Below are 15,609 nucleotides of genomic sequence, written 5' to 3'. Positions count from 1 at the left end.
GTCGACTTCAATTCGCCCATTACGTCGGCCTCGGCCCGAACCGCAGCACAAGCAGCGCAGCAAGTGGGCATGAAGCCTGCCGGTACCTTGCCGGTGAGCCTCGGTCAGGCAGTGGGTCAGTCTGCACCGACAGGCATATGGCAGGTCATGGTTTCGCGGCGCGATACTGCGTTGGGCCAGGGCGCCGACGGTGCCGTCATCGTCGTGGAAGCCCCCGCCGGCGGAGCGGTTCCAGTCTCTGTGAAGCTCGACTACGCCAAGTTCGAGAACCTCTACGGCGCCGACTGGGCATCCCGCCTCCACTTCGTACAGTTCCCGGACTGCTATCTGGACACGCCCGACGACGAGGCATGCCAGGCGTACGAGGAACTGGAGACCACGAACGACACGGCGTCGGCATCGCTCACGGCCACGGTCGACCCCGCAGCCGACAGCACGGTGACACCTGCCTCGGCGAGGTCTGTGAAGCCGTCGACCTCCGGTGTCATCCAGGCGGCTTACCGAAAGGCGACACCGATCGCCACTGCCGGCAGTGGCACGGCGGTGATCGGCGCTGTCGATTCCGGAACAGGCGGCGGTGGCACCTTCAAGGCGACACCGCTTTCCTCGGACGGCAAGTGGACGGCTGGTGGATCATCGGGCGCGTTCAACTGGTCCTACCCCCTCACCGTCCCGGACCCACCGGCGGGACCGACTCCCAAGATCTCCTTCGAGTACAGCTCGCAGACCGTGGACGGCCGCACCTCCGTCGCCTCGCCCCAGGCCTCCTGGATCGGTGAAGGCTGGTCGTACGACCCCGGCTACATCGAGCGCCGCTACCGCACCTGCCAGGACGACCGCAAGACACTCAAGGCTGGAACTCCCAACAACACGGCCAAGAAGGACAAGACGTCCGACCTGTGCTGGGTGTCGTACAACGCGGTGATGTCACTGGGCGGCAAGACCACTGAGCTGGTCCGGGACGCGGCGTCCGGAAGCAACCCCGACAAGGACACCGAGGTCTACCGTCCGCAACAGGACGACGGTACCCGGGTCGAACACCGCGTGGGCGGCACGAACGACGACAACAACGGCGAGTACTGGGTAGTCACCACCACCGACGGCACCCAGTACTACTACGGCCAGAACACCGTGGGCGGAGGCCATGCGACCACCGACTCCGTCTCCACCGTCCCGGTCTTCGGTAACCACGAGGGTGAGCCGTGCCACGCCACGGCCTTCGCCGACTCCCGCTGCGGCGCCGGGAAACAGCAGGCTTGGCGCTGGGGTCTGGACAAGGTCGTCGACGTCAACGGCAACACGATGATCGTCAACTGGAAGCAGGAGTCCAACTACTACGCCGTTCGCGAGAAGTTCAAGTCACCTGAGCAGTACGACCGTTATGCCTACCCGGAGTCCATCGAGTACGGCATGCGGCCTGAAGGTCTGACCAAGCCGTCGGCGATCGTGAACTTCGGCGTCAAGCAGCGCTGCCTCAAGTCGGAAACGGCCTGCGCCTCGGCCAACTTCGCCAAGACCGACGACCCGGGCGCCTACCGTCCCTGGTGGGACACCCCCGGCAACCTCAACTGCAAGTCCACGTCAAAGATGTGCCAAGCGTTTCCGTCTTTCTGGACGCAGATGCGCCTGGACACGGTCACGACGAAGGCGGCTCGCGCGGGCCAGGCGGTCATGGGCCCGGTCGACAAGTACACGCTTCGTCAGTCCTTCCCCGAGGGCTGGTACGACACCGCCCCCGGTCTCTGGCTCAACTCCATCACCCGCACCGGCTACGCGCCCGGAGACACGACTGGCACCGTGCAGTCCGACTCCGGCGTGAGTTTCGCGCAGTACACGGTCGGTTCCTCCTCGCCCCTGCAGGGCCGGCTCCAGGACCGCCAACTGCCGAACCTGGTGCTGAAGAACAAGAGCGACCAGCGTCCCGGCTTCACTCGCCCGCGCATCGGGAGCGTCTCCACGGAGAACGGTGGGGACATCCAGGTCGAGTACACGGGCGGCTGCGCCACTGAGCCCACGGAGGACAAGGAAAGGAGCAACGGCACCTGCTTCCCGGTGCGCTGGTCTCCTGACGGTGACGAAAAGACTCCTGCCAAGGCTTGGTTCAACAAGTACGTCGTCGAGAAGGTGATCGAGACAGACAAGGTCACCTCCCGAGGAGAGCCGGTCACCACGGAGTACGAATACTCAGGATCGGCCTGGGCCAAGAACGACGATGAGTTCACCCGCCCCGCACTGCGCACCTACAGCGATTGGCGCGGCTATCGGCAGGTGAAGGTCACCAAGGGCCACATGGTCGTGTCCGAGGTCGGAGAGGCGCCGTCCCAGTCCCTCTCCATGACCCGCTACCTCCAGGGCGTCGGCGGTGCGGTGAAGGACTCCACCGGTACGTACACGCTCACCGCGGAAGACGCACCGCAGTACGCGGGCATGGCCGCGGAGACGATCACCTATCGCGACTCCAACGGCGAGGTTCTCAACCGCAGCCTCAGCTTCCCGTGGTCGCAGCAGACAGCCTCCCGAGCCCGCGAGAACGAGGACGGCACCACCGCGGACCCGCTGCTCGCTCACCGCACCGGTGTCAAGCGAACGGACGAGATCCAGACCCTGGACTCGGGGTGGCGCGCCGTGCGCACGCTCACCACGGTCGATGACACCTACGGACTGCCCGAGCAGATCGAGACGGCTGTCGTCACGCCCAACGGCACCGCCGAGATCCTCTCCGACCAGACGTGCACCAAGACGTCGTACCTCCACAACACCACGGCGTGGCTGATCGGGCTGCCGAAGGAGCAGCGCAGCACGGGCACTTCGTGTGCTGCGCACGACACGGCGGATCCGGCCACCAAACTCAAGTCGGCCGTTCGGTTCAGCTACGACGATCTCTCCTACGGAGCGGTGCCGCCCAGGGGCATGGTCACGTCGAAGGCCGAGATCGACGGTGCCGGCACGGCGTACTCGTCAGTGGTCACGACGACCTACGACCCGCTGGGCAGGGTCCGTACCGTCACGTCTCCAGGCAAGGGCACGACGGAGACCAAGTACACCCCGGCCGACGAGGGTGGTCCGGTCACCGAAGTGAGGTCCTACGACGCCAAGGACTACGAGACCATAACGACCTACGACCCGGGGCGTGGTCTCCCTCTCACGGTGACGGACCCCAACGGCCGTGTCACCCGCACCGAATACGACGCTCTCGGCCGCCTGGTGAAGGGCTGGTCCCCGTCCCGTTCAGGTGCGGGACAGTCGCCGAACGTGCAGATCGCCTACCAGGCGGCCATCGCAACGAGCACGAAGAACAGCCCGGCGGCGGTGACCGTCAAGACCCTGAAGGACGACGGTTCCTACGCCGCGAACATCACCCTGTACGACGGTCTGGGGCGGGAGGTCCAGCAGCAGTCTGAGGCGCATGGCCCCGGCCGCATCATCGTGGACACCAAGTACGACGACCACGGCCTCGTGCAGGAGAAGACGGGGGGCTATCTGGCGAAGGGCGAACCCGAGGCGGTTCTGTTCGCCCCGAAGTCGAAATGGCTGTTCCCCTCCTGGACCGAATACCGCTACGACGGCCTGGAACGCGAAGTACGGTCGCAGGTCTACCAGGGCGACCAGTACAAGTACGCGAACTACACGTCGTACGGCCGCTCCTCCACGTTCGTGGACCCGGCGGGCTCGACCCTGCCGAAGACGTGGACCGCCTACGACGCCCTCGGCCGCCCCACCATGCTGAAGCACTACACCCAGGGCAACTCCGACGCGGGCCGTCTGACCACGTACGACTACGACGCGAGGGGCAACCGCTCCAAGGTCACCGATCCGGCCGGCAACACGTGGCTGTACATCTACGACGCCCGAGGCAGGGTGACGTCCACGACGGATCCCGACACCGGCACCACAGACACCTGGTACGACTCGGCCGACCGCCCCAATCACGTGCGGAGCGACCTCGGCCTGCACACCTACACCGAGTACGACATCCTCGGACGCGTTCTGAAGGTGCGGCAGGGCTCGACGACCGCCACCCCGGTCAAGGAGTACACCTACGACGAAGCGCCCGGCGGCATCGGGCAGCCGCTCTCCTCCAAGCGGCACACCGACACCGGTGATTACGTCAGCCGCGTCACCGGCTACGACGCCGAGTACAACGTCACCGGCAGCGAGACGGTCATCCCGGCCAACTCGATGACGACGGGACTCTCGGGCACGTACGCGTACAACTACACGTACACACCGACAGGCAAGCCGCTGTCCGTCACGCTGCCCGCGGCAGGTGGACTGGCGCGGGAGAAGGTCGTCACCCGTTACAACGGCGACGGTCTGCCGGAATCGACCTCCGGCCAGACCTGGTACACCGCCGATGCCACCTACTCGCCCTACGGCGAGGTACTGCGCTCCGTCTCCGGATCCCAGCCCTACCGTGTCTGGACGACGAACTTCGTCGACCCCTTCAACGGCAGCCTCCAACGCACGGTCACGGACCGCGAGACGGCCGGCCCGCACCGCATCGCGGACAACTACTACTCCTACGACACCTCCGGGACGATCACCTCCAGCAGCCGCCAGCTCGGTGACCCGGCGGACAAGGTCTGGGACACCCAGTGCTTCACCTACGACGTGCTGGGTGAACTGGTGCATGCCTGGACGTCCAAGGTCTCGCCGGGCGGCGACGGCACGGGCTGCAAGGCTACGAGCGGTGCCGCCTGGGGCTATCGCACCGATTCCGCGGCCTCCTCGGGCCCCGTCACCGACGCTCCCGACGAGTCGACGGATGCCGCAACTCCGGACTCGGCACTGAAGTCGACGCTTGCGGCCGCCGCTCCGGACGCCACGACCGTCTCCACGGGTGCAACCGCCTACCGCCAGTCGTTCACCTTCGACTGGCTCGGCAACCGCGCCACCATGACCGAGCACGACACGGCGGACGCGACGAAGAACGTCACGCTCACCTACGGCTACGGCAAGACGGTCGATGCGACGCCGACCACTCCGGCGTACCGGACCCAGCCCCACACCATGACGACGATCAGCTCGAACCCGTCGGGCCGGGGCAGCTCCTACATCTACGACACCACGGGCAACAACACCGTCCGGGCCCTGTCCGGCGGCTCCCAGAACCTCGTCTGGTCGCAGGAGAACAAGCTCGACTCGATCACCACCGGCGGCAACAAGACGACGTACGTCTACGACGCCGCGGGCAACCGCCTGTTGGAGAACTCGCCGTCCGGATCGACCCTGTACCTGGGCGAGACGGAACTGACGACGAACGCGACCGGCACCATCACCAAGGCGTCGCGTTCCTACGCCCAGGCGGGCGCACCCACGGTCGTCCGCTCCACGACCAACGGCGCGACGACGGGCCACAAGCTCAGCGTCCTGATCTCCGACAACCTCGGCACGGCGAACACGTCGGTCGACCTGTCGACCGGCCAGCCGGTCACCCGCCGCGACTTCAAGCCCTACGGCGATGTGCGTGGAGCGAAGCCGACGAGCTGGCCGAACAAGCGGAGTTATCTGGGCGTCGGCATTGATGACGCGGCTACCGGTCTGACGCATATCGGGGCGCGCGAATACGACCAGGCCTCGGGCCGCTTCCTCTCCGCGGACCCGATCATCGACCTGGCGGACCCGCTTCAGATGAACGGGTACGCGTACTCGAACAACAGCCCTGTCAGCTTCAGTGACCCCTCGGGCCTGTGCCGGCGAGACATCTGCGGAGACGGCTACCCGGTGGCCGGAGACGGGAAGCGTGCTGGGTATACCGGGCAGCGCAAGGGGGAGAAGCCGTGCTCGTACTGCAATGGCCCGGCGGTCAGCTACAACTACAATCCAGCCGAGATATTTCCTGGCGTCACTGTTCCAGTTGAGTGGAGTGGACGCGATGAGTTTATCCGGCGCTTTTATAACTACGTGGACACGGTCAAGTCCACTAGTGGACGTCTGCCGGGTTATCTGACCGACGGGACGAATGCAGAGGGGGCAGCCAACCAGCTGGGGTATTGGGGGGTGAACGTCTGCTGGGCGATGAAGTCGTGCCCTCAAGGCGTGATGGCGAACTTCCGTAACATGTCAATGGGATATGGCGGTGCGGTCAGCGCCGTGGCGGGCAGCCCGTTGCATGGTGCTGCTGAAAAACCCATGGCGGGCGGCAGTTCCAGGAGGTCGACAGGCGACTGCACCAAGTGCTTCCTGGCCGGCACTGACGTTCTGATGGCCGATGGGACCACCAAGGATATCGAGAAGATCGAACTCGGTGACGAGGTCAAGGCCACGGATCCCAAGACTGGCGAGTCAGGCCCCAGAAAAGTCACGCGACTCATCATCACTGAGCACGACAAGCACTTCAGCGAGCTGTCCATCGCAACAGACGACGGCATCGAGAAGCTGACGGCCACGTTCGAGCACCCGTTCTGGTCTCCGTCCGAGGGTGACTGGGTCGACGCGGGGGCACTGAAGCCGGGCATGACCCTGCTGACCGACAAGGGCGACACCGTCGTTGTAACCGGTAACCGGGCCTTCAGTAGGCACGCACGCACGTACAACCTCACAGTCGACGACCTACATACGTACTATGTGCTGGCGGGCGAGACTCCGGTACTTGTTCACAACAGCAACTGTCCCACCGCGTCAAAATATGAGGACATCACTAGTCCTGGCGCTCGCATGCTGAACAAGTCGACGGACGTCGGTCCCGTGGAGTTCGGAAAGAACCTTGAGGCCAATGGGTGGGCTCGCACCGACAAGGGCCCGAACATCATGTACGAGAAGGATGGGGCAAGGTATTTCCTTCGCGGGAAGGCGAACAGCCACGAGGGGTGGACGGCTGACTACTACAATCCGGGTTCTAAGAAGGCCGACATCAAGATCAGGCTGGGTGAGGACTAATGGCAGAGGCGGGTTCGACAGTGATCGATCGCAACAGCTATCTGGATGTTCGCTCCCGTAGCGCAGCCACCTTCGATCTTGATGCCAGACTGCCTGTCCAGGTCTTCAAAGAGGGTGCGGAGGACTCGCTGTTCTGTGAGTTCGATGCGGTCCTCACCCCGGAATTCTGGCCGGCGCTCTGCACGATGGCCCGGTGGCATGGGGACAGGCACGTCGAACTGCTGGTTCTTGAGCCGGACTGCGACGCGTTCTATCTCCCGGAGTATCGGATGTACCCGGCGTTGTCGTTGTCCGTCGAGGCCGACATGGACGACTACTGGGCGGCGATCGGTCACGAGCCGGACGGCGACATCATGGGGTCGATCGCCATCTCTGCGAACGTCATCGCTGTGACTGGACCTTCCGGAAGGTGGGGGTGTTGGGGTGAAAGGGATCCCGAGGTTGCAGTCTTCCGGGGTTTTCCGAACGTGGCCGCACGGAACAAATGGCGCGCGCAGTTCGGGCCCTTCCTGGAGGTGTCAGGCGCACTGGAGTCGTATCTCCCGCTGACCTTCGCGGGGAGGACCGTTCCGGACGAGTACGCCGCAGCCCTGACCGCCAACTATGGACCTCCGAGCGGTAGACGGCCGTAACGTCACTGAGCGTCCCGCCGGGGTCGATCCGGCCCGGGTGCTGGGTCCCGTACAGCAGTACGCTTGTGCAAATCTGAAGCCCCGCCAGGTATGTCCTGGCGGGGCTTCTGTGGTGGGTGACGGCAGTAGTTGACGGCAACGTCAGCGGACGAAGGCGGCGCAGGATGGCGGCTCGCCGCCATCGCTGGCGGTCGTCTCGGTAGTCGCCGGGCTGCTGAGCGCGGTGCTGAGGGTGTCGATGGCGTCGCGTTGGAGGCGGAGTCGGACGTGGGCGTAGACGGTGGCGGTGACACCGATGTGGGCGTGGCCGAGAAGTTCCTTGATGACGACGAGTTCGACACCCTGCTCCAGGAGCAGGGTCGCGGTGGAATGCCGGAGGTCGTGAAAGCGGATGCGGCGGAGGCCTGCCTTGCGGAGAAGCGTGGTGAAGGCGCGGGTGAGATTGGTCGGGTCGATCGATCCGCCCTGCGCAGTGGTGAACACGTGCCCGCTGTACTGCCACGCGGCGCCTGCTTCCTCACGCTCATGCTGCTGCTGTTCGTGGTGGAGCTTCAGCGACTGGACGCAGCGGGTGGGGAGAGCGATGCGGCGCTCGGAGGCCCGCGTCTTGGTGGGCAGCGTGGTGAGCCCCCCGGCACTGGTGCGCTGCAATGTGTGGCGGATTGCGGCGGTGCCAGCGTCGAGGTCGAGGTCTTCCCAGCGCAGGCCGAGGAGTTCGCCCTTGCGGAGTCCTGTGTGCAGGGCGAGTTCGAACAGGGCGTGCAGCCGGTGACCTTGCGTGGCAGCGAGGAGCTGGCGGGCTTCGTCGGCGGTGAGGGGCTCGAAGCGTCGGGGCCGTGGGGTGCCGGTGCGTACGTTGCGGGCGACGTTGCGCGGGATCTCTTCCTCGCGGACGGCGTGCTCCAGGGCTGACTTGAGCACGGAGTGGATGTAGGTGAGCGTCAGCGGAGAGAGCAGCTTGTGACAGCACTGGCCGGCGGCGCAGCAGCGGGGCTGGTCGCGCCGGGCGTCGATGCCGCGTGTGCAGCACTGGCAGGTGGTCCGGAGCTGGTTGAGCCAGGTGCGGACGTCCTTGGCGGTGAGCTTGGTGAGCTTCTTCTTGCCGAGGCCGGGGATGAGGTACCGGTGTACGCAGGTGGTGTAGCGGGTGTGGGTGTTCTCGCGGAGGTGGTGGGCGGCGACGTTCTCCAGCCAGTACGTCAGGTAGGCGGCCACGCTGCCCTGCGCGGACGGGACGGGGACGCCGCGGTTGCTGGCGGCGATCTTCTCGGTGATCTTGGCCAGGGCCTCTTTGCGGGTGGTGCCGTAGACGCGGACGCGGCGACGGGTGTTGCCGGGGGCGAGGACGTATCCGGCGGCTTCCCAGCGGCCGTCCTTGCGCTGGTAGACGGTCCCGTCGCCGTTGGCACGGCTGCGGCGGGAGGTGGGGGTGTCGCGGGGTGTGGTCATCAGGCGGCTTCCTGTTCGAGGCGGGTGCGGATGAAGTCGGTCAGGGCGTGGGCGGGGATGCGGCGGGCGCGGCCGAGGGTCATCGACGCGAGCTGGCCGGTGCGGAGCAGGTCGTAGACGGCGGAGCGGCCGAGCTGGAGGTGGGCCATCACCTGGGGGACCGTGAGCAGATCCAGGGCCGGTGCCACCTCCGTGCGGAGGACGGTGGTCTTGGCCGGGGGCATCAGCAGCCCCCTTCGGCTGCGAACTGCCGTTCCAGCTCCCTGTGGTGCCAGACGTGGGCGGCGAGGAGTGCGGCGCCGGGGCTATAGCCCGTTCCCTGGTAGGCCCAGTGGCCGATGACGAGGGTGGTGTCCGGGCCGCGCTTGGGCAGGCTGGCGTGGGCGCGGGCCTGTTCGGTGCGCCAGGTGCGGCGGGCGTCGCGCAGCGCGCCGAGGGTGGTGGAGTAGCGGCGGGACTTGGTGGAGAAGTGGCCCCGGAAGCCGAGCATGTGCGCCCACTTCCAGAGCTTGAGATCGGCGAACTCCGGCAGCCTGCCGAGTTCCCAGCAGGTGCGGATCATCTGCCGCACGTGGCGGGCGACGGCGAGGCGGGGCAGGGGGCGGGCCTGGCCGGTGCCGTCGCAGGCGGTGCAGGGGAGCGGGGTTCCGTGGGGCAGGAGGGTGGCGCCGCGTCCCTGGCAGGGGCGGCAGAACAGGGCGCGGTCGAGGGCGCCGGAGGCGTCGGCGGACTTGGTGGCGTACTTGGCCACGTAGGCGGCCACGGCCTGGTCGGTGAATTCGGCATCAGCGCCAAAGGCGGCGATCTCTCGTACGTCAAGCTGTTCGCCCCAGGCGAGTTCGAGTTCCCCGACCGCATCCGACTCGACCGTGACGCGGACCCGGGCTGCGGCGGCGCGTACGGCGTCGGGGGCTGGCTGGTGCCGTCCGGGCCGTCCAGTCGGATGACGGCGTGGACCTGGTCGTCATGAAGGTGCGCGCCCTCGGTGACCGTGGTCTGCCACGGGACGTGATCGACGTGCACGCTGCCTGCCGGTACTACTCCGTCATCGAGCTGGAGCAGTTGGGTGCGCGGGACGAAGACGAATTCGACCTCGTCGAGCTGCGCGAGCGTCTGGAGAGCGTCGTCTGGGTCAGTGATGAGGAGTTCGCCGCTTATGGGCTCAGCCCCCAAGAGATCACCGACCTGCGCCGCTGGGCCCTCGACTGGGAGTCCGATCTCGGGCTGCGGATCCTTGAGCAGTACGACGAGGCGCACGACGAGGCCCACGGCGGCTCTCAGGGCGGTGACCACTGACGGGGAGGGTTTCGTAACACAACGTGCCCACGACCTCTCATCCCGCCCCTCCCCGGGGTGAGAGCAACGTTCCTTTCCGGTCACCCGGTGAAACACAGGCAGGAAACGCGTCCTCCCTACCTTCGGGGTCAGTCACTCGTAGCAGGACCCGAGCCCGTCGCACCGTGGAGGCGTCATGACAGCCCCTAGTACAGCCCCCGCACCCCAGAACAGGGGCGGCCGCTGGATCAAGCAGTGGGATCCGGAGGACGAGACCTTCTGGAAGGAGACCGGAGAGAAGGTCGCCAAGCGGAACCTCTACTTCTCCGTCCTCTCCGAGCACATCGGGTTCTCGATCTGGACCCTGTGGTCCGTGCTGGTGCTCTTCATGGGCCCGGAGTACGGGCTGACCCCGGCCGACAAGTTCCTGCTGACCTCGATGGTGACCCTCGTCGGTGCCGTGGTCCGCGTGCCCTACACCTTCGCCGTCGCCCTCTTCGGCGGCCGGAACTGGACGATCATCTCGGCCAGTCTCCTGCTCATCCCGACCGTCGCCGCCTTCGCGGTGATGAAGCCGGGGACCTCCTTCTCCACCTTCCTGGTGGTGGGCCTGCTGGCCGGTATCGGCGGTGGCAACTTCGCCTCCTCCATGACCAACATCAACGCCTTCTTCCCGCTCCGCAAGAAGGGCTGGGCGCTCGGGCTCAACGCCGGCGGCGGCAACATCGGCGTCCCGGTCATCCAGCTGATCGCGCTCGCCATCATCGGCGCCAGCGGCGGACCGCGTCTGCTCCTCGGGATCTACATCCCGCTCATCCTCGTCGCCGCCACCCTCGCCGCGCTCTACATGGACAACCTCTCGTCCGTGAAGAACGACACCGGCGCCGCCAAGGACGCCGCCCGCGACGGCCACACCTGGATCATGTCCGTCCTGTACATCGGGACCTTCGGCTCGTTCATCGGGTACGCCTTCGCCTTCGGGCAGGTCCTCCAGGTCCAGTTCGGCCGTACGCCGCTCCAGGCCGCCTACCTCACCTTCATCGGTCCGCTGCTCGGCTCCCTGATCCGCCCGCTCGGCGGCTGGCTCGCCGACAAGTACGGCGGCGCGAAGATCACCCTCTACAACTACGTCGCCATGGCCGCCGCCACCGGCGTCCTGATCGCCGCAAGCATGGAGAAGTCCCTGCCGCTGTTCGTCAGCGTCTTCGTGGTGCTCTTCGTCCTCAGCGGCCTCGGCAACGGGTCGACCTTCAAGATGATCCCGGGCATCTTCCAGAACAAGGCCCTCGCCAAGGGCCTCGAAGGCGAGGAGGCCGTGCTCTACGGACGGCGCCTCTCCGGTGCCTCCATGGGCCTCATCGGCGCGGTGGGCGCGCTGGGCGGTGTGGGCATCAACCTGGCCTTCCGGCAGTCCTTCCTCAGCAGCGGCTCCGGCACCGGCGCCTTCGTCAGCTTCCTCGCCTACTACGCCCTCTGCTTCGGGATCACCTGGGCCGTATACCTTCGCCGTACCGCCCCCCAGGGGCAGGCCGTGACCGCCGCGGAGGCGAAGCCGCAGCTCAGCTATGCCGAGGTGTGACGTAACACCGACGACATGAACCGGAACCGAGCCTGTCACGAGCCGTTGACAGGCTCGGTCGCCATGTAGGAACGACCGGGTACGCCAGGTACTACGACTCGAGTGCGGGACGAGAGCCATGTACGAGGAACAGCAGCCAGCAGAGCAGCACGGCCCCCTCGCGGGCTTCACCGTGGGCGTCACGGCCGCGCGTCGGGCGGACGAACTCGGTGCGCTGCTCCAGCGCCGCGGGGCCGTCGTCGTACATGCGCCGGCCCTGCGGATCGTGCCCCTCGCCGACGACAGCGAACTGCTGGCGGCGACGAAGGACCTGATCGACCAGGCACCGGACGTGGTCGTGGCCACCACCGCGATCGGGTTCCGGGGCTGGGTCGAGGCCGCCGAGGGGTGGGGGCTCGGGGAGGCGCTTCTCGACCGGCTGCGGGGGGTGGAACTCCTCGCGCGCGGACCCAAGGTCAAGGGGTCGATACGGGCCGCCGGGCTGACGGAGGACTGGTCGCCGTCGTCCGAGTCCATGGCCGAGGTGCTCGACCGGCTGCTCGAAGAGGGCGTCGAGGGCCGCCGCGTCGCCATCCAGCTGCACGGGGAGCCGCTGCCCGGGTTCGTGGAGGCGCTGCGGGCCGGGGGAGCGGAGGTCGTCGGGGTGCCGGTGTACCGGTGGATGCCGCCGGAGGACCTCGCGCCGGTGGACCGGCTCCTTGACGCCGCCGTCTCGCGCGGGCTGGACGCGGTGACCTTCACGAGCGCGCCCGCGGCCGCGTCCCTGCTGTCGCGTGCCGAGGACCGCGGCCTGCTGCCCGAACTGCTCGCCGCGCTCCACCACGACGTGCTGCCGGCCTGTGTCGGCCCGGTCACCGCGCTGCCGTTGCAGGCACGGGGGGTGGACACGGTGTCGCCCGAGCGCTTCCGGCTCGGACCGCTGGTGCAGCTGCTGTGCCAGGAACTGCCCGGGCGCGCCCGCTCGCTGCCCATCGCGGGTCACCGGGTGGAGATCCGGGGGCACGCGGTGCTGGTCGACGGGACGCTGCGGCCGGTGCCGCCGGCGGGCATGTCGTTGCTGCGGGCGCTGTCCCGGCGCCCGGGCTGGGTGGTCTCCCGCGCGGACCTGCTGCGGGCGCTGCCCGGCGCGGGCCGCGACGAGCACGCCGTGGAGACGGCGATGGCCCGGCTCCGTACGGCCCTGGGGGCGCCGAAGCTGATCCAGACGGTGGTGAAGCGGGGCTACCGGCTGGCCCTGGACCCGGCGGCGGACGCGAAGTACGCCGACGCCTAACCGACTGCGGCCCACCTTGAAGGCGACGGCGGCCAAGGAAGGCCGTGGCTCCCGGTGAAGGCGGCCCGCGGGTGGCCGGACACCGTCGGGGCGCGCGGTCCCCTGCGTGATCGTCCGGGGTCCGTCCGGGTACGAGGGGTACCGGCGGGGAGAGCGGCAGGGCACTGTGGGAGGGAGCCCCGGAACAGCACGGCACAGCCTTGAAGCACCTCACCGACCCCAACCGGCCGGGGCACCCCTCTAGGCGGTGACAGGCACATGGCACTGGGTACGGCCACGGTCGCGTACGAGCTGCGGTTCGACGCCGGTCGGATCTGTCTCGACCTCCTCGCGACCACCCACCCCGAGGAACGCCTCGACTCGACGGAGGTGCTGTGCGCCTGGATCGTCGGCTCGGGTCTGGTGCCGCGGGGAACCTCGCTGGTCCACGCGGACCCCTCCTGGCTGGTCGCCTTCCGTGAACTGCGCGGCTGGACGGACCGGTTGATCAGGGGCACCCCCGGACCCGGCTACGACCTCGCGCTCGCCCACGTCAACGAGGCCGCCCGGGCCGCGCCTCCGGCCCCGTGCGCGGTCAGCGCCGAAGACGGCACGCTGGTAAGGGAGTTGGACGCTCCGCCGGGCTGCGCGGCCCTGCTCGGGGCCATCGCCAGGGACGCCGTGGAACTGCTCACGGACCCCGTCGCACGGGCCGCGATCAGAGAGTGCGAAGGGGACAACTGCCCCATCGTGTACCTCGATACGTCTCGGGGGCGCAGGAGGCGCTGGTGCTCCAGTGAGGTCTGCGGAAACCGCGAAAGAGTGGCCCGGCATCGTCGGCGCGCGGCACTCTCGCGCAGCTGACTGGTCGTTATGTCCCTTCTGTGGAGGGGGTGTCGAAGTGATTTCGATTACATGTTGTTTACTCGCTCAACCTAACGGGCCGTAGTGGTGACCCCGCCCGTGTGGTGGAAATGTGAAGATCGAGCGGCGGGAATGTGCGCGCATGTCCCGTCTCGTCACGTCACTCAGAAGAAAACTGTCGTCGCACTTTGAACACCCGACCCCTCCCGTCCGTACCCCTCGTCGAGCGACCGACTGGGGGAACCCCCGGACATCGGAGGTGGGCGTGCGCAAGGATTCTGTCGTGGCCAATGAACGTGGATCGAGGGCCCGACATCGCATGTCCCAGCCCTCGGAACCTGATGAGGAGCTGATGCGTGCCCTGTACAGGGAGCACGCCGGGCCTCTCCTTGCGTATGTCCTCCGGTTGGTTGCGGGAGACCGCCAGAGAGCCGAGGACGTGGTGCAGGAGACGCTCATCCGTGCCTGGAAGAACGCCGGACAGCTCAATCGAGCAACCGGATCGGTACGCCCCTGGCTGGTGACGGTCGCCCGGCGCATCGTCATCGACGGACACCGCAGCCGGCAGGCCCGGCCGCAGGAGGTCGATCCGTCACCGCTGGAGGTCATCCCCGCGGAGGACGAGATCGACAAGGCGCTGTGGCTGATGACGCTGTCGGACGCGCTCGACGACCTGACCCCGGCCCACCGGGAGGTGCTCGTCGAGACGTACTTCAAGGGGCGTACCGTCAACGAGGCGGCCGAGACGCTGGGCATTCCCAGTGGCACCGTCCGTTCGCGGGTCTTCTATGCCCTGCGGTCGATGAAGCTCGCACTGGAGGAGCGGGGGGTGACGGCGTGATGAGTGTGTACGGGGGTAACCAGGGATTCGGCACAGGTGGTTCGGGTATGTCTGGTTCCATGATGGGATCTCCGGTGCCGAACGAGCACGAGACCGTCGGCGCCTACGCTCTCGGGATCCTCGACGACGCCGAGGCCACCGCCTTCGAGGCACACCTCGCGACCTGCGAATGGTGCGCCCAGCAGCTCGACGAGCTGGCCGGTATGGAACCGATGCTCGCCGCCCTCGCGGACCTGCCGGGCTCCGGCACCCCCGCGATCGGCGAGTCGCTCTCCGCCAAGCCCAGCCCGCGCATCGTCAACAAGCTCGTGGACGAGGTCGCGGAGCGCCGCGCCCAGAAGCGCCGCCGCAGCATGTACATGGTCGCTGCCGCGGCCGCGCTGATCATCGGCGGTCCGATCGTCGCGACCGCGGTGAGCGGCGGCGGCGACTCGGGCGGCGGGGCCAAGTCGGGCCAGGTCCTCGCGGCCACCCCGCAGGAACTCTTCAACTCCATGCCCGACAAGGTCTCGGCGACCGACTCCAGGACCGGGGTCAGCGCGACCGTCGCCATGGCGCAGAAGAACTGGGGCACCTCCCTCGGCCTGGAGCTCAAGGGCGTCAAGGGACCGCTCAAGTGCTCCCTGATCGCCGTCGGCACCAACGGCGAGCGCTGGACGGCCTCCACCTGGTCCGTCGGCAAGTGGGGCTACGGCATCCCGAACGGCAAGACCGAGGAGTCCAAGAAGCCGCTCTACATCGGCGGTGCGGTCGCCCCGGCCCAGAACGAGATCGACCACTTCGAGGTCGTCGACTCCGACGGCAACAAGCTCGTCCAGGTCGACGCGTAACTTCCCGC

General features: G+C 67.5%; 10 protein-coding genes and 1 pseudogene. 8 read left to right on the top strand and 3 right to left on the bottom strand.

Annotated features, from left to right (window positions below; all coding sequences use genetic code 11):
- Positions 1–240 precede the first annotated feature (240 nt).
- Together H295_RS0129970 and H295_RS0129965 are read left to right on the top strand one after the other, a co-directional pair.
- Positions 241–6,879: a polymorphic toxin-type HINT domain-containing protein gene (locus tag H295_RS0129970; RefSeq protein ID WP_020139036.1), complete on the top strand. Its 6,639-nt coding sequence runs from the start codon at positions 241–243 to the stop codon at positions 6,877–6,879.
- A gap of 20 nt (positions 6,880–6,899) precedes the next feature.
- The gene (locus H295_RS0129965; protein ID WP_106960977.1) at positions 6,900–7,511 is read left to right on the top strand and encodes a hypothetical protein; all 612 of its coding nucleotides are present in this window, start codon (positions 6,900–6,902) and stop codon (positions 7,509–7,511) included.
- Between the two features lie 141 nt (positions 7,512–7,652).
- Here H295_RS0129965 and H295_RS0129960 read toward each other — a convergent pair whose 3' ends face one another.
- The 3 genes and pseudogenes from H295_RS0129960 to H295_RS43685 form a co-directional block, all read right to left on the bottom strand.
- Positions 7,653–8,960 carry a tyrosine-type recombinase/integrase gene (locus tag H295_RS0129960; protein ID WP_020139034.1) on the bottom strand — a complete coding sequence of 436 codons (1,308 nt, stop codon included), beginning with the start codon at positions 8,958–8,960 and terminating at the stop codon, positions 7,653–7,655.
- Positions 8,960–9,184 carry a helix-turn-helix domain-containing protein gene (locus H295_RS0129955; protein WP_020139033.1) on the bottom strand — a complete coding sequence of 75 codons (225 nt, stop codon included), beginning with the start codon at positions 9,182–9,184 and terminating at the stop codon, positions 8,960–8,962. The genes H295_RS0129960 and H295_RS0129955 overlap by 1 nt, the downstream gene beginning before the upstream one ends.
- Positions 9,184–9,914 (bottom strand): annotated as a pseudogene (locus tag H295_RS43685) (replication initiator); the annotation flags it as partial. The gene H295_RS0129955 and the pseudogene H295_RS43685, both read right to left, overlap by 1 nt.
- Between H295_RS43685 and H295_RS0129945 the strand changes: the two are divergent.
- The 6 genes from H295_RS0129945 (at position 9,912) to H295_RS0129920 (ending at position 15,601) form a co-directional block, all read left to right on the top strand.
- Positions 9,912–10,256 carry a hypothetical protein gene (locus H295_RS0129945; RefSeq protein WP_020139031.1) on the top strand — a complete coding sequence of 115 codons (345 nt, stop codon included), beginning with the start codon at positions 9,912–9,914 and terminating at the stop codon, positions 10,254–10,256. The pseudogene H295_RS43685 and the gene H295_RS0129945 overlap by 3 nt on opposite strands.
- A gap of 175 nt (positions 10,257–10,431) precedes the next feature.
- The gene (locus H295_RS0129940; RefSeq protein WP_020139030.1) at positions 10,432–11,814 is read left to right on the top strand and encodes a nitrate/nitrite transporter; all 1,383 of its coding nucleotides are present in this window, start codon (positions 10,432–10,434) and stop codon (positions 11,812–11,814) included.
- A 118-nt stretch (positions 11,815–11,932) separates the two neighbouring features.
- Positions 11,933–13,087 carry a uroporphyrinogen-III synthase gene (locus tag H295_RS0129935; RefSeq protein ID WP_020139029.1) on the top strand — a complete coding sequence of 385 codons (1,155 nt, stop codon included), beginning with the start codon at positions 11,933–11,935 and terminating at the stop codon, positions 13,085–13,087.
- A gap of 258 nt (positions 13,088–13,345) precedes the next feature.
- Positions 13,346–13,930: a CGNR zinc finger domain-containing protein gene (locus H295_RS0129930; protein WP_020139028.1), complete on the top strand. Its 585-nt coding sequence runs from the start codon at positions 13,346–13,348 to the stop codon at positions 13,928–13,930.
- A 319-nt stretch (positions 13,931–14,249) separates the two neighbouring features.
- Positions 14,250–14,771 (top strand): sigma-70 family RNA polymerase sigma factor, encoded by a 522-nt coding sequence (locus tag H295_RS0129925; protein ID WP_010039908.1) that lies wholly within the window; start codon positions 14,250–14,252, stop codon positions 14,769–14,771.
- Positions 14,771–15,601: an anti-sigma factor family protein gene (locus H295_RS0129920; RefSeq protein ID WP_106960973.1), complete on the top strand. Its 831-nt coding sequence runs from the start codon at positions 14,771–14,773 to the stop codon at positions 15,599–15,601. Before H295_RS0129925 ends, H295_RS0129920 begins: the two co-directional genes overlap by 1 nt.
- Positions 15,602–15,609: the final 8 nt, after the last annotated feature.

This window comes from Streptomyces sp. 351MFTsu5.1, assembly GCF_000383655.1.
In the GTDB taxonomy this organism is placed as follows: domain Bacteria; phylum Actinomycetota; class Actinomycetes; order Streptomycetales; family Streptomycetaceae; genus Streptomyces; species Streptomyces griseorubiginosus.
Note: the sequence above shows the minus strand (reverse complement) of the source record. Positions and strands in the feature narration are given on the sequence as shown.

Coding starts and splice junctions, on each gene's coding strand:
- H295_RS0129960 (WP_020139034.1), bottom strand. CDS start 8,960: ATGACCACACCCCGCGACACCCCCACCTCCCGCCGCAGCCGTGCCAAC.
- H295_RS0129955 (WP_020139033.1), bottom strand. CDS start 9,184: ATGCCCCCGGCCAAGACCACCGTCCTCCGCACGGAGGTGGCACCGGCC.
- H295_RS0129940 (WP_020139030.1), top strand. CDS start 10,432: ATGACAGCCCCTAGTACAGCCCCCGCACCCCAGAACAGGGGCGGCCGC.
- H295_RS0129935 (WP_020139029.1), top strand. CDS start 11,933: ATGTACGAGGAACAGCAGCCAGCAGAGCAGCACGGCCCCCTCGCGGGC.
- H295_RS0129930 (WP_020139028.1), top strand. CDS start 13,346: ATGGCACTGGGTACGGCCACGGTCGCGTACGAGCTGCGGTTCGACGCC.
- H295_RS0129925 (WP_010039908.1), top strand. CDS start 14,250: ATGTCCCAGCCCTCGGAACCTGATGAGGAGCTGATGCGTGCCCTGTAC.
- H295_RS0129920 (WP_106960973.1), top strand. CDS start 14,771: ATGAGTGTGTACGGGGGTAACCAGGGATTCGGCACAGGTGGTTCGGGT.